Here is a 19,821-nt window from a genome sequence, read left to right as displayed (position 1 = left end):
GTGACTGACACACTGAGTGCCTGCATCGCGGGCAAGCCCGGCTCCCACACAAGCCCGCGCCCAGATTTGGATCTTCAGTGTTACGCCCCTTGTGCCTGGCTTACCAACCACCCCATCAGTGCGACTAATCCAACCGAAGGCTCCGTCCCCGGCGGATACACCAAGTAATACCCCATCCCCGTCGGCACCCTTAATTCAAACGGCGTCGCCAAGCGCCCCGCTTTCACATCCTCGCCTATCAACGCACTGTCGCCAATCGCCACCCCGGAACCCTGAGACGCCACCGTCATGGCCAAATCCAGCGTCTCGAAATGATGCCCCTGGGCCAAGTTGCTCAACCGCGTATTCGCCGCATTCAGCCACAACGCCCAATCGCGCTCATCCCGCGTGGGGTGCAGCAGCACCTGGTGCTGCAGGTCAGCCGGTGCGTGCAAACCGCCAAGCAACGCCGGCGCGCAAACCGGCGTGAGTTGCTCATCGAATAAATGCCGCGCCTGCGCCGACTGCTCGGCGATAGGCGCATAGATCACCGCCGCGTCGAATTGCTCGCGGCGAAAGTCCACGGTGTAGGCCACGGTGGTCGTCAGCTCCACCGGCACGTCCGGCCGTTCCTTTTGCCACTGCATCAGGCGCGGCAGCAGCCAGCGCATTACGCAAGTGGATGCCTTGAGTTGCAGGGTCGCGCGGCGGCGGCCGATCTGCTCCACCGCGTCACCGATCAGGCCAAACACCTGCTGCGCGCGCAGCGCCCACTCGCGACCTTCTTCGGTCAGGCTCAAGCCGCGCGCCTGGCGCTGGAACAAGGCGTAGCCCAAATGGCTTTCCAGCCCGGCAATCTGCCGGCTCACCGCACCTTGGGTAATGTGCAGTTGCTCGGCGGCGCGGGTGAAGTTGCAGCACTGGGCCGTGACCCAGAAGGTACGCAACGCAGGCAGCGGTGGCAGGCGTTTCATCGAGGGTGAGCCATGATGTGAAGACATGGCTAGTATGACTTTTTATCGATTGTTGCCGCTACCGGCCAGCCGCTCCAATAGCGCCTCGACCCCATAACAAGAGCGACATGTATGGCCACCTGCGGCGAAGTATTGGTCACCCTTTTGGAAAGCTACGGTGTGGACCAGGTGTTCGGCATTCCCGGCGTGCACACCGTGGAGTTATACCGTGGCCTGGCGCGCTCGAGCATCCGCCACGTGACCCCACGCCACGAACAGGGCGCCGGCTTCATGGCCGACGGTTACGCGCGCACCGCCGGTAAACCGGGCGTGTGCTTCATCATCACCGGCCCGGGCATGACCAACATCACCACCGCCATGGGCCAGGCGTATGCCGACTCGATCCCGATGCTGGTGATTTCCAGCGTGCAGTCGCGTAGCCAATTGGGCGGCGGTCGCGGTAAGTTGCATGAGCTGCCGAACCAGGCCGCGATGATCGCAGGCGTGGCGGCGTTCTCGCATACCTTGATGTCGGCAGCGCAGTTGCCTGGCGTGCTGGCGCGCGCGTTTGCGCTGTTCCAGGCCGGGCGACCGCGCCCGGTGCATATCGAGATTCCGTTGGACGTGCTGGTGGAAAACGCCGACGCGCTGCTCGGCAGCGAACCTGTCAGCGTGGCACGAGCCGGCGCGGCGCCGTCGGCGGTGAAGCAGATGAGCCAGTTACTCGCCGCGGCAAAACGCCCGCTGATCCTCGCCGGTGGCGGCGCCATTGATGCCGCGCCGGAACTGACTCGTTTGGCCGAAACACTGGATGCGCCGGTAGCCCTGACCATCAACGCCAAGGGCATGCTGCCGTCCGCGCACCCGCTGCTGATCGGCTCGACCCAGACGCTGGAGGCCACCCGTGCCTTGGTCGCCGAAGCCGACGTGGTGCTCGCCATCGGCACCGAGCTGGCAGAAACCGACTACGACGTGACCTTCGCTGGCGGCTTCGAGATTCCCGGCGCGTTGCTGCGCATCGACATCGACCCGGACCAGACCGCACGCAACTACCCGCCGCACCTCGCGCTGGTCGCCGATGCACAAATGGCCGCCGAAGCGTTGCTCGCCAAGTTGAACAACCAGACACTGCCCGCACGTGATCCAAGCTGGGGCAACCACCGCGTCGCGCGTCTGTGGGCGGAATTGACACCCACCTGGGACGCCGCCACCCGCGCGCAAACCCTGTTTCTCAACACGGTGCTGGAAGAACTGCCTGGCGCCGTGCTGGTGGGCGACTCCACCCAGCCGGTGTACAGCGGCAACCTGACCCTCAACCTCGACCATCCACGTCGCTGGTTCAACGCTTCTACCGGCTACGGCACTTTGGGTTACGCGCTGCCCGCCGCCATCGGTGCATGGCTGGGCCGTGGCGACGCACAGCCGGTGGTATGCCTGATCGGCGACGGCGGCCTGCAATTCACCCTGCCGGAACTGGCCAGCGCGGTGGAAGCACGCGTGCCAATCATCGTGCTGCTATGGAATAACCAAGGCTACGAGGAGATCAAGAAATACATGCTCAACCGCGCCATCGAGCCGGTCGGTGTGGACATCTACACCCCGGACTTCATCGGCGTGGCCACGGCCTTGGGCTGCGCGGCCGAAAGCATCCAGGGCATCGCGCACCTGCGCAGGGCATTACGCGCCGCCGCCGATCGCCAGGGGCCGACACTGATTGAGATCGACCAGGCGCTCTGGATGCAGGAGGTAGCGGCATGAGCGCAGTCGTGAATGGTGTGTTTATCGGCGGTGAATGGCGTGCAGGCCGGGCTGGTGTAGATCAACGCACCGCAGGTGATCTTCCCGCAAACGGCGTGGGGCGGCTACAAGCAGAGCAGCATCGGCCGCGAATTGGGGCCGTGGGGGTTGGCGGCGTTTCAGGAGATCAAGCATGTGATCCGATCTAACTAACGACACAAAGCCAGCTCCCACATTTTTGATCGGCGGTGTGTCAGTCAGCTGCAATTTTTAGATAGCACCTGCGACTTTCTCATTTGCCCCTCTCCCCCATGCGTGGCCTGATTCGCCCTTGTCTATTCAAGGCCCGCCCATGGAAAACGTTCGCGCAACACCCACCACCGCCCTCTGGCTGATGATCAGCGTTGTTCTGGTCGCCCTTAACCTGCGCCCGTCGATGGCCGCCGTTGGCCCACTGTTGTCTTCGATTCGCGGCGATGTACCGCTGAGCTTCAGCGGCGCCGCCTTGCTGACCATGCTGCCGGTCATGGCGATGGGCTTGGCGATGTTTTTTGGCATGGGCCTGGGTAAACGCGTTGGCGAGCACCGCAGCATTGTGCTGTCGTTGGTGGTGATTGGCCTGGCCACACTGTCTCGGCTGTTTCTGGATTCAGCACTGGAGTTGATCGTCAGTGCCATCGCTGCCGGCGTGGGTATCGCGATGATCCAGGCGCTGATGCCAGCGCTGATCAAGACACGCTTTGGCGATAACGTTTCGCTGTTCATGGGCCTGTATGTCACCGCGATCATGGGTGGCGCGGCACTCGCGGCGTCGTTCGCACCATTTGTGCAGGTGCAGACCGGCAGTTGGCGCGTCGGTTTGGCGATCTGGGCGGCACTGGCGTTATTGGCGTTGGTATTCTGGTACGCCCAGCGCGCGGCGATCCCGCCATTGCACCAAGCCGGTTCCGGCGCGCAGGAATCATTTTTTTGTAACCGCCGAGCGTGGTTGCTGGCGATCTTTTTCGGCCTCGGCACCGCGTCCTACACCTGTGTGCTGGCGTGGCTGGCGCCGTATTACGTGGAGCAAGGCTTAAGCGAACAGAACGCCGGTTTACTGTTGGGGTTCTTGACCGCCATGGAAGTGGTGTCCGGCCTGGTCACCCCGGCCATCGCCAACCGCCGAAAAGATAAACGCGGCGTCGTCGCGGTGCTGCTGGTGCTGATAATCCTGGGCTTCTGTGGCCTCATTCTCAGCCCGCAGCACCTGAGCCTAGTGTGGTCATGCCTGTTGGGCCTGGGCATCGGCGGCCTGTTTCCGATGAGCCTGATCCTGTCCCTCGACCATCTGGACAACCCGCGCCGCGCCGGTGGCCTGACCGCGTTTGTGCAAGGCATCGGTTACCTGATTGCTGGCCTGTCGCCACTTATTGCCGGGATGATCCGAGACCAGTTGGGCAGCTTCGAATGGGCCTGGTGGTCGCTGACGGCGGTGGTCGTGGTGATGTTGCTGATCGTCACCCGGTTCAATCCAACGCATTACGCACGCCATATCCGCTAACGTCGTGTTGCCAACATTTTTTGTCCCACACCAAACATAGAAATACCCTACATAGCGTTCTATTGGCACAAACGTTCCGTTAAGCTTTTGCCCTTGTCGCGCGCTGTCACAGTGCCAAGGCTTACCGGACGGAATGGATGCTAAACAGTAATTTGCTCAGAAAACTGGATATGCAGGACCTGATGGTGTTTATCGCCGTCTACGACCAGAGCAGCGTTACCGAGGTGTCTGAAACGCTGTTCGTCAGCCAGTCCACCGTGAGTTACAGCCTGAAGAAACTGCGCACCAGTTTTGAGGACGAGCTGTTTATCAACACGCGGGCGGGCATGCGGCCTACGTACAAAGCCACCACCATGTATGGGCATGTGCAGAAGATCCTGGAAAGCATCAACCTGTGCCACGCTGGCGGCCAGGCCTTCGACCCGACACAGAAAGCCGTGACATTCAATATCTGCGCCCCTGAATACTTCGAACAGTTGATACTGCCGCGTTTGCTGAAGCACTTCGACCACGCCGACCTGCCCGTGATCGTCAATGTGCAAAAGTTAGAAACCGAGATTCCCGCCGCCGACCTGCGTGAAGGCCGGCTTGATCTGGTGATTTGCTTTGGCCCACATTTTCACCGCGCCCATAAAGACTTCAAGACCCAAATGCTGCTGGAGGACGACTTGGTGTGCGTGTTCGATAAACGCTCGGCCCCGCGCGAACCGGCGTTCAGCCTGCAATCCTTCGTCGAACGGCGCCATGTGTTCCCCACGCCCTGGACATCCGACACCAACATGATCGACGGCTGGCTGGCACGCCAGGCCCACAAGCGCCAGGTGATCGCCCGTGCGAACAGCTACAGCGCGGCCTTGAAGATGATCACCGGCACCGACTTTGTCGTCACCTTGCCCCGCCGCGTGCAAAAACTGCTGGCGCCGGCTACGGTGTTTGGCCATTGCGAGGCGCCCAACGGTTTACCGGGGTTTACCCTGGACATGCAGTGGAACGAAACAAGTGGCCAGGACAACGCCAATACCTGGTTTCGTGAGCAGGTGGTGAAGGTGTGTGCGGAGCAAGGGTTGTTGTAACCCTCAGCCGATGGCGACTTTGCTGTAGGAATCGCGATCCATGTCCACCAGCAGGACACTGAGTTGAACCTGCACATCCGCAGGCCAATCGCCCATGTCCTGCAACGCCGCCAACAGGCTTTCCGACAACTGCTGCTTGACCTGTGGTGAACGTCCGCTAAGCAGCGACAGCGTCACCGCGATAAAGCCACGCGGGCTGACCGAGGTGCCGACCTGGAAACTCTCAACCTTCACTGCCCGGCTTTTGATATCAAACTCGGAACCGAACTGCCCGGACGCCATCAGCACATTGTTAAGCCGCAACAGGGTTTTCTCGACGGCCAGGCCGGTGAGATTGGCGGTGTACTCCAGGTGCAGGTGCGGCATGAAAAGCTCCGAATAATTGTAGGAAAAGAGCCCACGTATAACACGCAGCCGAACTGAATCAGAGCGCTTTCAGTGTGAAGTTTCGGTCAGGCTGCGCAAAGCACGATTTTCCCAGAACGCCACGATCAGCAACACCGCCGAGGTCAGCGCACCCAGCACCAGCGCGGAAAACACGTGCAGTAGGCCCAGCGGCAATACCACCAGCAACATCAGCAGCCCACCCAAGTGCGAGAGCGGTGGCCACGGCCGATCACTCATTACCCATTTGAACAACGCGCTACCCAACAGGAACAACCATGGACCGGCGATGATTGCGACTACACCCGCCTGGCTGGCATGCCCCGGATGCATCAGCACCAACTCGTCGGCCACCGCACTGACAATAATCCCGGCGACGATCAGCACGTGCAGATAGGTGTAGGCAATCCGCGCCTGGCGGCCCGGGTCGGCGGAACTGGCAATGCGGTGATGCGCGCGCTCGGCGCCGCTGTCGAAATAGATCCACCAGAGGGCAATGCTGCCGACCACTGCGACCAGGAAGGCGATCAGGCCTTCCAGGCTCCAGGGTAATTCAGCGAAGGTGGCGCCGGTCACCAGCAATGATTCCCCGAGGGCGATAATCACAAACAGGCCGCAGCGTTCGGCCATGTGGTTGCCTTCCACGTTCCAGTCCGCAAGCGTCGAACGCCCGAGACTTGGCACCCAGAAATACACCGAGGGCGATATCAGTTCGATCAACAGTGCCAGCGCCCAGAACGCCAGGCGTTGCTCGCCTTCGAGCAGGCTGCCGGTGATCCAGAACACGCCCGAAAAGACCATCCATGCCAGGATTCGCTGGAAATTTCGGCTCATGTTCAGCGACTCGCCACGCACTGCCCACAACGCAAACAGCGTGCGCCCTACTTGCATGAATACGTAGGAGCCAGCGAATAGCACACCTCGGTCGGTAAAGGCCTTGGGGATCGACGAAGACAACAACAAGCCAGCGACCATCAAGCCGAACAGGCCAATACGAATCGGGATCTTGTCCGGGTCGAGCCAGTTGGTGATCCACGACGTGAAGATCCACACCCACCATACCGCGACCATCATCAGCGCCACCTGCACCGCGCCGCCAAGGGTCAGATGGGCCAGCAGCGAATGCGACAACTGCGTCACGGCAAACACGAACACCAGGTCGAAAAACAGCTCGACCATGCCAACCTTACCGCTGTCATGACTGCCGCGACTGCGCAGCAAGGAAGGGAACGGGCTCATCGAAGGTTGCTCCTTGAAGGGCTTATCTCAAGATTTTGCCACCAGCACAGGCAACATGTCGCGCTCACTCATGAACGCCTCCAACCGCGAGCGCATCCAGCGTTCCGCCGGGTCGGTGTCGACGTGGCTAAGCCAGACCATGGACAAGTCCAGGGTCGGAGTTTCGAACGGAAACGGCTCGCAGAACAGGTTGCCGCCAGCGGCCATGGCCTGGGCCGTGTAGTCCGGCAGGCTGGCGATCATGTCGGTGCCAGCAAGCAACGCCGGTAGCGCACTGTATTGCGGCACCGACAGCACCACGTGACGCTTGCGGCCAATCTCCGCCAGCCATTCATCGGCAAACCCGGACACGTTGGCGGTGTGGGACACCAGCACATGAGGGCGTGCGCAATATTCGTCGAGAGTCAGCGGTTTGTCCGAGACATCGGCGCGCAACAGGCAGGGCCGGATATGCCGCAGCAGTTTACGCTTGGCATTCGCCGGCAAGCCGCGGGTTTGGGTGATGCCGACGGTGATATCGCCGGACGCCAGCAAGTCGGGGATACGCCAGTAATCCACATGTTGCACCACAAACACCACCAACGGCGCTTCCTGGCGCAATGCGCGCAGCAGGGGCGGAAGCAGGCCGAACTCGACGTCATCGGACAAGCCGATACGAAAGGTCATGGTGCTGATAGATGGATCAAAATCGTGGGTCAGGCTCAGGGCCGACGATAAGGAGTCGAGGGCCGGCGACAGGTGTTTGATGATTTCCTCGGCCCGCGCGGTCGGCTCCATGCGATGGCCGACGCGAATGAACAGCGGGTCATTGAACAGCGTACGCAGGCGATTGAGCGCCGAACTGATGGTCGGCTGGCCGAGAAACAGCTTCTCCGCCACCCGTGTCACATTGCGTTCAAGCATCAATGTTTCAAAGACGACCATGAGGTTGATGTCGGCCTTGCGTAATTCATTTCGATTCATCGGCGCTCGCCCCGCTCCCCTAGACAACAGGCAGTGTAGAAACACCCGGGGGCCTGCGTCTATGCGCGCACTGTTCAACGCGGGCCTTTGCGACTATAAATCAGCTTTGCAGGGCCACAGGAACATTATTGTGCTGGTCATTCTCGCCTTGGCCATTGTGGTGGCCGGGTTCTGTCTCTGGGTTATCAGGTTCATCGCCAACCCCACCGCTCGCACGTTGCTGCGGGTGTTTGTCGGCTTGTGCCTCGCAGCGGCGTTAGCCTATCTGGTTCTGGCGCGGGGCTTTCCGATTGCCGTGCTGCTTTCCTGAACCGCATTAATCCACTCTTCAGCAAGGAACGCTTAATCATGAGATTCGCCTACACCATCATCTATGTGCCGGACGTCGCTGCATCCCTGACATTCTTCGAAAAAGCCTTCGGTTTCAGTCGCCGTTTCCTGCATGAGTCAGGCACCTATGGTGAGTTGGAGACCGGCGACACCACCCTCTCGTTTGCCGCACATCAATTGAGCGAACTGAATTTCGACGGTGGACACGTAAAGGCGCACACCTCCCGGCAACCGCTGGGCATGGAAGTGGGATTTGTCACCGAGGATGTGTGGGTCGCCCACGCCAAAGCACTTGCACTGGGGGCGAAAGAGCTGGCGCCTCCGAGTACCAAGCCTTGGGGGCAAGTGGTGTCTTATGTGCGTTGCCCGGACGGAACACTGGTGGAACTGTGTACGCCGATCGTGGGCTGAACACAGAACTGATGTGGGAGGGGGCTTGCTCGCGAAGGCGGCGTATCAGTGAGCATTTCTGTTACTGACACTCCGCTTTCGCGAGCAAGCCCCGCCCACATTTGAACCAAGCAAGCCTTGATGTTCAGGGCTTGAGTGGCCGCTCCTGGTCCCGCTCGGAAAGCTCCGTGCCGTCGTCAGGGTGCTTCCAGGTCTGTGGCTTCTCCTCTTCAGGCCGCCGCCGGGGTTGATCATGCTCCGGCTCATCCCGGTGCTTGTGCTCGTTAACCATTGCCACCTCCCATCCTTAAGAATTGGTCACACCTGCAAGCATAGAACAGGGTGGGCACTTTAGCCGGGCTTGCTGATTGATAGCGCATACGCATCAATACATCCAAATTACTCACTTATCATTTCTAAATGTGTCAGCCACTATCCACAGTCTTAAGCGAAACAAGCACTTTAAAAAGAACGCTGGAGACACAAAACCATGACTAGCCCTTCCCGGCCCGACTCTGCCCGCTCAAAAGTTGGTGCGGTATTCCGCGTGACTTCGGGCAACTTTCTTGAACAGTTCGATTTCTTTCTGTTTGGCTTCTACGCCACCTACATCGCTGCCGCGTTCTTCCCCGCCGCTAATGAGTTTGCGTCATTAATGATGACCTTCGCCGTCTTCGGTGCGGGCTTTCTGATGCGACCACTCGGCGCGATCATTTTGGGTGCCTATATCGATGACGTCGGTCGCCGCAAAGGGTTAATCGTGACCCTGTCGATCATGGCCAGCGGCACGTTGTTGATCGTGCTGGTGCCGGGTTATCAAACCATCGGTCTATGGGCACCACTGCTCGTACTGCTGGGCCGCTTGCTGCAGGGTTTCTCGGCCGGTGCGGAACTGGGCGGCGTATCGGTTTATCTTTCCGAAATGGCCACCCCGGGCCGCAAAGGCTTCTACACCAGTTGGCAGTCGGGCAGCCAACAGATCTCCATCGTGGTTGCTGCCGCGTTGGGTTATGGCCTGAACGTATGGATGCAACCGGCTGTGGTTGCCGATTGGGGTTGGCGTATTCCGTTCGCCATCGGTTGCGTGATCATCCCGTTCATCTTCGTGCTGCGTCGTAACCTGCAGGAGACCGAAGAGTTCGCCAACCGCAAGCATCGCCCGACCATGCGCGAAGTGCTCGCTACTTTGGTGAAAAACTGGACCGTGGTGATCGGCGGCATGTTGATGGTGGCCATGACCACCACCGCGTTTTACCTGATTACCGTGTACGCGCCGACCTTCGGTAAGACCGTGCTGCAACTGAGCACCTCCGACGCGCTGCTGGTGACCTTGTTGGTGGCCGTGTCGAACTTTATCTGGCTGCCGATCGGCGGCACCCTGAGCGACCGTTTTGGCCGCAAACCGGTGCTGGTGTTGATGACCGCCCTGACCGTGATCACCGCCTACCCGGCGCTGTCGTTCGTGGTCAACGCGCCGAGCTTCGGCCACATGTTGGAAACCCTGCTGTGGTTCTCGTTCCTATACGGCATGTACAACGGCGCGATGATCCCGGCCCTGACCGAAATCATGCCGGTAGAGGTTCGCGTGGCGGGCTTCTCTCTGGCCTACAGCCTGGCGACAGCGATTTTCGGCGGGTTCACGCCAGCGATCTCCACTTGGTTCATTCACATCACCGCAGACAAGGCCTCGCCAGCCTACTGGATGATTTTTGCCGCGCTGTGTGCGCTGTGCTCGACCCTCGCGTTGTATCGCCGCGCCAACACCCGCGGGCAAGTGATGCAGGGGGTAGCGCTATGAAGCCGCTGCTCAACACCCTGACGGCCCTGGCCCTCGGCGCCCTGGCGCTGACAGCCCAGGCCGAACAACTCAAAGTGATGACCTCCGGGGGCTTCACCGCCGCCTATAAACTGCTGGGCCCGCAATACGCCAAGCAAAGCGGCGACACCCTCGACACCATCCTCGGCCCATCGATGGGCAAGGCGCCGGAAGCCATTCCCAACCGCCTCGCCCGCGGCGAACAAGCCGACGTGGTCATCATGGTCGGCTACGCCCTGGATGATTTGATCAAACAGGGTAAGGTTGACCCGGCGTCCCGCGTGGAACTGGCGGACTCGCGCATCGGTCTGGTGGTCAAGGAAGGCGCAGCCAAACCTGCGATCGGCACCGATGCCGAGTTGAAGGCAGTGCTGAGTCAGGCCAAGTCGGTGGCGTATTCGGACAGCGCCAGCGGCGTGTATGTAGAGAAAGAGCTGTTCAAGAAGCTCGGCATGCCCGCCAAGGGCACGATGATCGAACGCGTCCCGGTTGCCGAACAGGTCGCCAAGGGTGACTACGAGGTAGGCTTGCAACAGGTAGCGGAATTGTTGCCAGTGCCTGGCGTGACTTACGTCGGCAAGATCCCGGAAGACGTGCAATCGGTGACACGCTTTGCGGCGGGCATCCCGGTCAACGCCGAACACCCGACGCAGGCCAAGGCATTGTTGCACTACCTGGCCTCGCCTGAGGCGCAACCGGTGGTGCAATCCACCGGTTTGGACTCGGTGTCACACTGACCGAAACGGCATCTCCCGCACTAACCGCTCCAACTCCAGCGCCGCAGGCGGCAACGTCCGCCCGCGGCGCTTGATCAAGCCCACATTGCGCATCACCTGCGGTTCGACCAGCGGCACACTCACCAGAATCGGGTGCGTGCCCGCCGGCATCGCAATCGACGGCACCATTGCTACGCCCAACCCAGCTTCAACCAGCCCAATCATCGTAGTCACGTGGTGGGTTTCGCAGATACTCGGTTTCTTCACCCGCAGGCCACGCAGAGCCTGGTCCAGCAGGAAGCGGTTGCCCGAGGTTTTGTCCACGGTGATGTAGTCATGTTCATAGGCCTCGGCCCAGGTCACACGCTCACGCTCGGCCAACGGATGATCACGGCGACAGGCCAGCACATAGCGCTCCTGCAATAACAGTTCGAACTCCACCTCATCTGCCAGGCTGCCGCTGAAACTCACACCGAAATCCGCCTCGCCACTTGCCACCGCATTGCACACCTCGCCAGCACTCGCATCCAGCACTCGCAACCGAATCTTCGGGTACAGCTTGTGGAACTCGGAAATTACGTGGGGCATGAAGTAGTACGCAGTGGACGGCACGCAGGCGATGGTGACATTGCCCATGCGCGTTGACGCGACGTTACTGATGCCCATCAAGGCAATGTCGAGGTCGTCGAGTAAGCGCTCGACCTGTGGCAGGAACGCGCGCCCGACCATGGTCAGGCTGACGCGCCGCGTGGTGCGTTCGAACAGCTTGACGTCAAGGGCGGACTCGAGCTTTTCGATACGCCGGCTCAGCGCCGGTTGCGAGATACGGATGGCCTCGGCGGCACCGCGAAAACTGCCCTTGTCTACCACGGCGCGGAAGGCTTGGAGGTCGTTGAGGTCGAAGTTGATGATCACGGGGATGGGCCAGTGTGGTCGATTTGGGGGGCATTATCGTATGGGCGCCGGTAGTGCGCCACGCGTAGCTGGGTCGGTGTGAGTTAATAACCCTGCTACAAATATGAAGTCATACTTATCAGTGAGTTATTTACCTGGTTGAGCCACGCGTCTGCAAAAAAGCGTCAATACTTCAGGCCTGACTTATTTCACATGGAGAAAGACACTCATGGAATCCTGCCAAAACCCACACCCTTTTTGGGCAGACGACGAGTCACCGACGCTTGGCATCAATCAGTTGCTCCTTGCAACGCGGCAATGGTCGAGCGGGATTGAATCCTACCCGACGCTTACGGACTTCGAAATGCGCTCAACCCAGCAAATGAACATTACCTTGCCAATCAAAATGGCTGCACGGGTCAAAGCCAAAGTCGCTTGCGGTGAATACGCCAGTGAAAGTGACGTGCTGCGCGACGGCCTGCGAGCTCTGCAGGCGCGTGATCGTACGATGGACGACTGGCTGCGAGACGAGGTCATTCCAGCCGCCGCCGCCCTTCAGGCGGACCCGGGCAGGGCGCTGTCCACTGGGCAGGTTCGCGAGCATTTGGTAGCCAAGCGTCAGCGAAAAAGCACTGAAAAACCGTGAGCTATTCGGTAGCCTCTTCGCCCGAAGCACTGGTGCAACTGGACGCCCTTGAAGACTACATCAGCGATACCGCATCCCCACTTGTAGCAGCACGCTTTATCGACAACCTCATCAGCTACTGCGAAAGCCTTTGCATATTTCCCTTACGCGGCGCCCGCCGTGATGACCTGCTACCCAGGCTGCGCATCACTCGTTATGGGCAGACCATCGTCATCGCGTTCATGGTGGCTGCCGATACTGAAACGGTGTCGATTCTGGGGGTGTATTGCGACGGGCAAAATTACGCAGCACTGTTACAGAACGACGGGCAGTCAATCGCACCGTGAGACGGCTAAAACATCGCCGACACTGGCCAGCAGAGTGATCAATGACAAAGAAGATAATAATGAATGGCACCGTATCCATGCATCGCGCTTTGCGCTTGGGGTTGTACCTGTTCGGGTTGATGGGTATCGCAACCCTCGGCTTCTTCGCCTGGCAAAGCTTCTACCCCGTCAGCGCCGCAGCCGGCTGGAGCGTTCAAACCGTGTACAACGATGTACCGAAAGCTGCTTCGCTGATGCCTTTACCGGATGGCTCGCTGATGATCAGCCAGGAACTCAACGAAGCGAAAGGCAGCATCGTGCGGATCCATCCCGACGGTCGACGCGAAGTGGTGGTGGGCAGCCTGTCCAAACCTGATGGCATGTTCGCGACCCACGGCGGCTGGGTGTTCAGCCAGGAAACCGGCAACGCGCCGGTCAGTTTCCTCAAGGACGGTGTCGTCACTGACCTGTTCCGCGGCGAAAACGTACAAGGCTTGTGGGTCGAAGGCGACGACCTCTACGCCATCGAGGACCGCAAAGACAATGGCCGGCTATTGCGCTATCGCTGGAGCGACCAGTCACTCACCGTACTGCGTGACCAACTGCACGAAGGCGAGTCCATCACGCGGTGTACCGATGGGCGAATGCTCTACACGGAAAAGAAAAAAGGCGTGATACGTGAGTTGACCAGTGACGGCAGCGATCCGGTGGTGCTGACGGGGCTGAATAAACCGACATTCCTGATGTGTGATGAGCGCGGGTTGTGGGTCAATGAAGACTCGACGCATCGCGCCCGGTTGCTGCTGATTGATAAACACGGGCAGCAACAGACGATCTTGTCATTCTTGAAGGCACCGCAGTCGATTGTGCGAACAGGCAGCGGTAGTTATTTACTGGCAGAAGGGGGGCGTAACCGAGTACTGAAACTGGTGAGCAAGTCGCTGGCAACTGCCAGCGACGACGTGCAGCACTGACGCAACCCTGCGAAAGACTGAACAATCACTACTGGCAAGTTCCGCCTTTATGATGCGAACCCGTGCCCCCAACCGGATGCGTGCCCTTTGGGCATGCCGCCGCGAACATCGGGGTAACCATCAAGACCACCAGCAACCCAACCAACGACAGCTTCTTCATACGATCCTCCGTGAACATCACGACACGTGATGGCACAAAGATATCATGCATCCACGAAGGGCATCGTCAGCTTATTGCACCCAAGCCTGGGCGCCGCTAAAAAACGCCTGCGCATTACTGTCCAATGTCTCCAGGTGATACCCACCCTCCTGCACGATCACGCAGGGTAAACCCAATTGCCGAACGCACTCGCCCAATCGCGCAAACCCTTCGCGCGTCACCGCCACTTTGCTTTGCGGGTCCAGTTCGTGGATATCAAACCCCAGGGACAATACCAGCACATCCGCGGAGAAATCCTTTACCGCCGTCAAGGCCTGTTCCAGCTTTTCGAAGAACACCGCCTCGCTGGCGCCATGGGCCATCGGCAGATTCAGGTTAAAGCCTTGCCGGGCCGTCGCACAAACAATGGCCAGACTTCTAAACTTCTAAGGGACACCGCAAGTGAGTATTCGCTTCTGATCGAGCATTTTCGGATCTCAAGCGTCCGCTTCTGGACTTGATCCGACCATCTACAGAAACCACACTCTAAAGAGAACCAAGGCTTCGTTGATCTATCGCAGGACGAAGAATCTGAGAGCAGTTCAACTGGTGCTTGGTCACACGAAGCTTGAAAGCACTGCCAGGTACCGGGGAATCGAGGTTGATGATGCTCTGGAAATGGCGGAGCAGACGAAGGTCTGACCATTCACTACGACGGTCGTGTCAGACCGTCGCTCTCCGTCCCTCTACCATTCAATTGTGTCTACAAAATAGGCGCGCATTCAGTGTGACCAATTTAGACAGGGATGTGAGTGATTACATTAGCGACACATTGTAGAAATACGATGTAAAGCATTCCGTAATGAAGTCCTAATGTCGACTGCGGCAGGAGCTTATGGCATATAAATTGAGCAGTCCTGGCGGACCAGTCTGTGACAAACCCACATCAATCCTAGTTTTCATGTCTAGATCTGAACGGCTGCTGATCCTCTTTCAAGGCCTGTGCGCTCATTGTCAACCAGTGAGCGCACAGGCCTTCGCGAACGAACTGGGAGTTAGCATCCGGACGCCGTACCGGGACATCGTCAGACTGCAGGGGCGGGAGGCGATGATAGAGGGCGAAGCGAGCGTAGATTAGGCACATACGCATGAGCTTAACTCTGCAAAACTTCAGTCGGGACGTCCGCTTCTGCCGACAGCGGTCTGTCATGAATAGTTGCTGTCGGCCAAGAGCTACCTTTCAGGAAGGGCAGCTAACGAGTTGTTACTCGGAAAATAACCCCGTCTCCTTTCCTACAGCGATGGCTCCATCATTACCCGTCACATTGGATCTTTCTTTATCAAAGTGCCGCTCTAGACTGGCTCCTCCCCCTTGGCCAATCGGAAACAAACCCATGTCCGCCGCCTACTTCGACTGCCAACCCGATCTGTGCGGAAGCACGCTGAGACTTAAACCTCTGGCAGGCAGTGATTTTGAAGATATGTTTCAGGCCGCGGCTGATCCAGACATCTGGGCCGGCCATCCCGCCAGGGATCGCTATAAACGCGAGGTGTTCGAGGCGTACTTCGCCTCTCTACTCGCCACGAAGAAGGCGCTCGCTGTCATTGATATTGCCTCGGGGGATATCGTTGGCACATCAAGCTACTACACGCCGCCGGATCTACCGAACAGCATTGCCATCGGTTTTACATTTCTGGTGCGTGCGAAGTGGGGTGGCAATTCCAACCGCGAGCTTAAGCAGTTGATGCTGGAGCACGCATTCATGGCTTACGACATCGTCTATTTCCACATAGCGACTACGAACATTCGTTCGCAAACGGCCACGATGAAGTTGGGTGCGGTGCACTTGTATGATGCCGAACTGAAAATATCCGCCGCGCCTGCCTTGGCGAAGTGTTACGGACTAACGCGCGCTCAATGGAAGACGTCGCGGGGGTGAAAGGGGCGGTCACTCATCTATGGATGTTCCAACCCAAAACCTGCGACTCGATGCCACTAGCGACTGTCCTTGCCCCCTCTGCAAAACCACGGGGCGAAAAAGACATTGCCGTATTCCCCAGTCCACCTTTCCTCAAGCCTGCCTGAGAGCGTCGAATCGATTGCACTGATGTTTATTATCGAAACGATCGCCTGTGTGATTGCCAGAACCGATTCCTATAATCGCCTCCAATTTCCCTTCCCCTCGCCTGGCTTCAGGCGACATCCCCCTCTGGAACCCAACATCATGCCAAGCGCCAGCACGGTCCCTAGCGGCCCTCCCGAACATAATCAACAGAGTGTCAAACAGCAATGGCTGGCGATTCTCTCGGTCGCCGTGGGTGCCTTCGCCCTAGTGACCAGTGAGTTTCTGCCAGTGGGCGTACTCAACGACGTCGCCAGCGACCTCGGTATCAGCGCCGGCCACGCTGGCCTGATGGTCACACTGCCCGGCATCATGGCCGCCCTCGCCGCGCCGTTGCTGTCTGTGAGCATTGGCGCGATGGACCGTCGCTACCTGCTGATCGGCCTGACGCTGATCATGATCATCGCCAACTCGGTGGTGGCCTACGCCAGCGACTTCAACCTGTTGCTGTTCGGCCGCGTGCTACTGGGCATCAGCATCGGCGGGTTCTGGGCGACGGCCATCGCCCTGAGTGGGCGCCTGGCCCCCAAGGGCGTGGGGGTAGCAAAGGCCACCTCGATCATCATGATGGGGGTGACCTTGGCCACCGTACTGGGCGTGCCCGTGGGTACGTGGCTGAGTGGCCTGATGGGCTGGCGCATGACCTTTCTGGTCACCGCGTTGGTCGGCATACCGGTGCTGCTGGCGCAGGTGTTCCTGCTGCCGCGACTCACCCCGGAAAAGGCTATTCAGGTCCGTGACCTCCCAGCCTTGTTCATCAATCCGCAAGCACGAGTCGGCTTGATCGCTGTCTTGCTGATCGGCCTGGCGCACTTTGCCGCCTACACCTATGTTGCGCCCTTCTTCAAAAACAGTTCCGGCTTCGACGGCCCGACAATTGGCTCACTGCTACTGATGTATGGCGTCGCCGGGGTGATGGGTAATGTCTTTGCCGGCTTCGCCGCCAACCGCAGCGTCCGTCACACCCTGCTGCTGGTGGCACTGATGATCGGCACCAGCACCGCCCTGTTCCCCTACTTCGCCACCGGCATGACCGGCGCCGTTATGCTGATCGCACTCTGGGGCTTCGCCTTCGGCGCCTTCCCCGCCTGCGCCAGCATCTGGATGTTTGTCGTAGCCCCCAAGGATGTCGAACGCGGCATGCCGCTGTTTGTCGCCTTGTTCCAGGTGATTATTGCCTTGGGTTCGTTCTTCGGCGGGCAGATTGTTGATCAGATGGGTAGCGCGGTGCTGTTGAGTTTGGCTACAGCGTTGGTAGGTTGTGGTTTTGTAACGGTGCTGGTGCTGGGGCGCAATGTGAGTAATAGCTTGATGGCGCAGCCGGACTAACCAGACCGATGTAAAAACCACAGAAACGAAAAAGCCCCGTAGCTTATTCAGCTACGGGGCTTTTTCTATGTAATGGCGGAGAAATATTCCGCCAAATCATAATCCACCAGAAACCCAATAAATCCTACAGGCCTTTATAATAAGGCACAAACCCAGCACGCTGGCGTGGACACCTAGACAAGCTGTTACCACCGAGCTCCAAGGCTAAACGTACCCAAAACCACCCGGCATTGCCTTACTCGGAGTTGGCTCGTTTCATACCGGCACTTGATAGCATTGAAGGGCAGTCAGCCTGCGCCCTCAAAATGACTATCCCCACCGCCTGCCGAACCAGCGAGGTTCTTGAAGCCGACTGGAGTGAGGTTGATTTGAAAACCAAGCTATGGGCGATTCCAGCGGTGCGAATGAAATCGGGAAAAATTCATACCGTGCCGCTATTGGATGCGCTCATCGCACAGCTCGAAACTCTCCCACGAATCAAAGGTAGTTCGTTGCTGTTTCTAGGGGCTCGTAAAGGTCGCCCCATTAGCAATATGGCCATGTTGATGACTTTGCGTCGCATGGACCAAAAGGACCTGGAAGAGGGTGGCAAGGGCTGGCGCGATAACAATGACAAAGTCATTACTGCTCACGGATTTCGCAGCACATTTAGGGATTGGACTGCTGAATGTACGCCCCATGCACGCGAAGTCTGCGAGATGGCCTTGGCGCACGTTGTCGCCAACGGCGCAGTGACTTGCTAGAAAAGCGCCGTGTGCTGATGGCTGACTGGGCCGACTTTGTAACGCTCAATGAGTGGACAAGTAATCCTAAATAAAATGGAGCTCAGATAGCCGGCCAATTTTCCGAAATTGACCAAGTTCTTCAACTGCACATTTTGACCGGAATTAAAGAAGCGTGCATTCCGTGAAACTCCTGGCCCCAACAGCACCGCATATCCGAAACGGGACGAATAGACCTGAATCGCAAGTCTGTCCGGTAGTATTTGAGTCTCAGGACCAGCCAAGTCACCTCCGGCGTCCATCCAGCAAGAAACTGACTCAGTTCAAACACTGTACGAAGACAGATCCCGACACGATCAGCGTTATCAAGATTAAGCCGCTGGCGACCTGCCAATCATCCTGAATAAAATGCACGCCGGAGCAACTATTCGTCAGTTGGGCTACCCGACGAAGAATACTGCGTAATTGCATGGACTTGACCACCCATTTGCATTCGACTTGACCAGGCGTTTGCATCGGACTTGACCAGTGCACATCGTATCCATGACTGGCTAAGGTCGACCCAAAGCAGTCAACCACTTGGGCCGTCTGAGTGTCATCGAGTGAGGATATTGGCGCAGCAATCTTGAATGGGATGACGCCTGCCCGCAGTGGGCGAATCTGTGATGCGAGCCTTTGCGGCCGTCAGAAAAAACAAAAGTCCGCTCCTGGCCGAGGCTGTGTAAAAACGTTTTTGAGCGCGACAGGTACTCAAAACCGGACTGAAAATCACGCTCCTACGCGAAATCCACATCTGCTGACGTGCCGATAAATTTCAGATTTAACGTAGACGCGCACACTTCAATTTTGGCGAAGCGTTTTTACACACTCTGGGCCGCTAGCGAACATCTAGGAACGACAGCTTCTGGCCGCTCTGTGCCGGTGACGGCAGGCGAGATTTGGCGAGCACCAGCCATACACACCTCTGGAACCATCTAGAGGGTGATCAACTCGTAACGCGTTTTTTGCACCACAATGACGCCAGAATGCCTATGGCAATCGACACCAGTGGAATGCTTGAAGCAATGCCCAGTATTGGAAACACCAAGAGTATTTGCGAGTCGTTACCTCTGCGCCGATTCTATATTTTAATCTCAGGCGCGTACTTTTCTGCCGTGAAAACCACGCCCGACTTTTTCAACAGAATCGGTCGTTTCCTGCCTTCCTGAATGACAGCTATTTATTGTCCGTGGTCTTCTTGAGTATCGCTTTTGATCAGATACTGAGCTATAGCTCTGACGGCTGGGGTAGAAGGCGGGATGGATCACAAGCGAGTTCGCTTGCAATCCGATACAGCTTCTCGATCGTGATGTTTACTTCTCCTCGCTCGATCCGCCCCATGTAGCTGCGGTCAATATTGCAGGCTAGCGCTAACGCATCTTGAGAAATCCTACGGACCGTTCTCTGTGCCCGGATGCGTTCCCCCAACGCTTTCGCCAATTTATCCATGCCTGCCTCAATTCCACTTAAGGCGGCACTATCGTGCGTTTGCGGACCCAGAGGCCACGGACTATAATCCGTATTTTTTTG

Annotated in this window: 20 protein-coding genes and 3 pseudogenes; 16 read left to right on the top strand and 7 right to left on the bottom strand. The window is 58.3% G+C overall.

Features of this window, described 5'->3' with window-relative positions:
* Positions 1-80 precede the first annotated feature (80 nt).
* Positions 81-953, bottom strand: a complete 873-nt coding sequence (locus FW764_RS10775; RefSeq protein WP_446433918.1) for a LysR substrate-binding domain-containing protein — start codon at positions 951-953, stop codon at positions 81-83.
* A gap of 111 nt (positions 954-1,064) precedes the next feature.
* Here FW764_RS10775 and FW764_RS10770 point away from each other — a divergent pair, with 111 nt between their 5' ends.
* The 4 genes and pseudogenes from FW764_RS10770 to FW764_RS10755 all read left to right on the top strand — a co-directional run bounded on the left by FW764_RS10770 (position 1,065) and on the right by FW764_RS10755 (position 5,282).
* Positions 1,065-2,690 (top strand): 5-guanidino-2-oxopentanoate decarboxylase, encoded by a 1,626-nt coding sequence (locus tag FW764_RS10770; protein ID WP_446433917.1) that lies wholly within the window; start codon positions 1,065-1,067, stop codon positions 2,688-2,690.
* A 33-nt stretch (positions 2,691-2,723) separates the two neighbouring features.
* Positions 2,724-2,882: pseudogene (locus FW764_RS10765) on the top strand (aldehyde dehydrogenase family protein); the annotation flags it as partial.
* Between the two features lie 139 nt (positions 2,883-3,021).
* Positions 3,022-4,209, top strand: coding sequence for a cyanate transporter (locus tag FW764_RS10760; RefSeq protein ID WP_446433916.1), 1,188 nt, complete (start codon positions 3,022-3,024; stop codon positions 4,207-4,209).
* Positions 4,210-4,346: 137 nt separating this feature from the next.
* The gene (locus tag FW764_RS10755) at positions 4,347-5,282 is read left to right on the top strand and encodes a LysR substrate-binding domain-containing protein (RefSeq protein ID WP_446433915.1); all 936 of its coding nucleotides are present in this window, start codon (positions 4,347-4,349) and stop codon (positions 5,280-5,282) included.
* A gap of 3 nt (positions 5,283-5,285) precedes the next feature.
* Here FW764_RS10755 and FW764_RS10750 read toward each other — a convergent pair whose 3' ends face one another.
* From FW764_RS10750 to FW764_RS10740, 3 genes are all read right to left on the bottom strand, one after another.
* On the bottom strand, positions 5,286-5,648 hold the full coding sequence (locus FW764_RS10750) for a 5-carboxymethyl-2-hydroxymuconate Delta-isomerase (protein WP_446433914.1): 363 nt from the start codon (positions 5,646-5,648) through the stop codon (positions 5,286-5,288).
* 69 nt (positions 5,649-5,717) lie between these two features.
* Entirely contained in the window at positions 5,718-6,905 is a 1,188-nt protein-coding gene (locus tag FW764_RS10745; RefSeq protein ID WP_446433913.1) for a low temperature requirement protein A, read from the bottom strand.
* A gap of 27 nt (positions 6,906-6,932) precedes the next feature.
* The gene (locus FW764_RS10740; protein ID WP_446433912.1) at positions 6,933-7,868 is read right to left on the bottom strand and encodes a LysR substrate-binding domain-containing protein; all 936 of its coding nucleotides are present in this window, start codon (positions 7,866-7,868) and stop codon (positions 6,933-6,935) included.
* A 61-nt stretch (positions 7,869-7,929) separates the two neighbouring features.
* Between FW764_RS10740 and FW764_RS10735 the strand changes: the two genes are divergently transcribed.
* The 4 genes from FW764_RS10735 to FW764_RS10720 all read left to right on the top strand — a co-directional run bounded on the left by FW764_RS10735 (position 7,930) and on the right by FW764_RS10720 (position 11,141).
* Complete coding sequence (locus tag FW764_RS10735) at positions 7,930-8,178, top strand: hypothetical protein (RefSeq protein WP_446433911.1); 249 nt, start codon at positions 7,930-7,932, stop codon at positions 8,176-8,178.
* 38 nt (positions 8,179-8,216) lie between these two features.
* Entirely contained in the window at positions 8,217-8,609 is a 393-nt protein-coding gene (locus FW764_RS10730; protein WP_446433910.1) for a VOC family protein, read from the top strand.
* A 469-nt stretch (positions 8,610-9,078) separates the two neighbouring features.
* Positions 9,079-10,386 (top strand): tricarballylate/proton symporter TcuC, encoded by a 1,308-nt coding sequence (tcuC, locus tag FW764_RS10725; RefSeq protein WP_446433909.1) that lies wholly within the window; start codon positions 9,079-9,081, stop codon positions 10,384-10,386.
* On the top strand, positions 10,383-11,141 hold the full coding sequence (locus tag FW764_RS10720) for a substrate-binding domain-containing protein (RefSeq protein ID WP_446433908.1): 759 nt from the start codon (positions 10,383-10,385) through the stop codon (positions 11,139-11,141). Before tcuC ends, FW764_RS10720 begins: the two co-directional genes overlap by 4 nt.
* On the opposite strand, the gene FW764_RS10715 is transcribed toward FW764_RS10720, so the two are convergent.
* Complete coding sequence (locus FW764_RS10715) at positions 11,133-12,035, bottom strand: LysR family transcriptional regulator (RefSeq protein WP_446433907.1); 903 nt, start codon at positions 12,033-12,035, stop codon at positions 11,133-11,135. The genes FW764_RS10720 and FW764_RS10715 overlap by 9 nt on opposite strands.
* A gap of 208 nt (positions 12,036-12,243) precedes the next feature.
* On the opposite strand from FW764_RS10715, the gene FW764_RS10710 reads away from it, so the two are divergent.
* The 3 genes from FW764_RS10710 to FW764_RS10700 are packed head-to-tail and all read left to right on the top strand — an operon-like array spanning position 12,244 to position 13,939.
* Positions 12,244-12,660, top strand: coding sequence for a ribbon-helix-helix domain-containing protein (locus FW764_RS10710; RefSeq protein ID WP_446433906.1), 417 nt, complete (start codon positions 12,244-12,246; stop codon positions 12,658-12,660).
* Entirely contained in the window at positions 12,657-12,986 is a 330-nt protein-coding gene (locus FW764_RS10705; RefSeq protein WP_446433905.1) for a type II toxin-antitoxin system RelE/ParE family toxin, read from the top strand. The genes FW764_RS10710 and FW764_RS10705 overlap by 4 nt, the downstream gene beginning before the upstream one ends.
* Positions 12,987-13,045: 59 nt before the next feature.
* Positions 13,046-13,939, top strand: coding sequence for a hypothetical protein (locus FW764_RS10700; RefSeq protein WP_446433904.1), 894 nt, complete (start codon positions 13,046-13,048; stop codon positions 13,937-13,939).
* A 231-nt stretch (positions 13,940-14,170) separates the two neighbouring features.
* On the opposite strand, the pseudogene FW764_RS10695 reads toward FW764_RS10700, so the two are convergent.
* Positions 14,171-14,491: pseudogene (locus FW764_RS10695) on the bottom strand (histone deacetylase family protein); the annotation flags it as partial.
* Positions 14,492-14,582: 91 nt separating this feature from the next.
* On the opposite strand from FW764_RS10695, the pseudogene FW764_RS10690 reads away from it, so the two are divergent.
* The 5 genes and pseudogenes from FW764_RS10690 to FW764_RS10670 all read left to right on the top strand — a co-directional run.
* A pseudogene (locus FW764_RS10690) lies at positions 14,583-14,780 on the top strand (hypothetical protein); the annotation flags it as partial.
* Between the two features lie 193 nt (positions 14,781-14,973).
* Positions 14,974-15,216, top strand: coding sequence for an HTH domain-containing protein (locus tag FW764_RS10685; RefSeq protein WP_446433903.1), 243 nt, complete (start codon positions 14,974-14,976; stop codon positions 15,214-15,216).
* A gap of 256 nt (positions 15,217-15,472) precedes the next feature.
* Positions 15,473-16,018, top strand: coding sequence for a GNAT family N-acetyltransferase (locus FW764_RS10680; protein WP_446433902.1), 546 nt, complete (start codon positions 15,473-15,475; stop codon positions 16,016-16,018).
* A 285-nt stretch (positions 16,019-16,303) separates the two neighbouring features.
* Positions 16,304-17,530, top strand: coding sequence for an MFS transporter (locus tag FW764_RS10675; protein ID WP_446433901.1), 1,227 nt, complete (start codon positions 16,304-16,306; stop codon positions 17,528-17,530).
* Positions 17,531-17,760: 230 nt separating this feature from the next.
* Positions 17,761-18,273: a tyrosine-type recombinase/integrase gene (locus FW764_RS10670; protein ID WP_446433900.1), complete on the top strand. Its 513-nt coding sequence runs from the start codon at positions 17,761-17,763 to the stop codon at positions 18,271-18,273.
* A 1,245-nt stretch (positions 18,274-19,518) separates the two neighbouring features.
* Here the strand turns inward: FW764_RS10670 and FW764_RS10665 are convergent.
* On the bottom strand, positions 19,519-19,740 hold the full coding sequence (locus FW764_RS10665) for a helix-turn-helix domain-containing protein (RefSeq protein ID WP_177032620.1): 222 nt from the start codon (positions 19,738-19,740) through the stop codon (positions 19,519-19,521).
* Positions 19,741-19,821 lie beyond the last annotated feature (81 nt).

The organism is Pseudomonas sp. 1152_12 (assembly GCF_052850675.1).
This window is presented reverse-complemented; position numbering and strand designations above follow the sequence as displayed.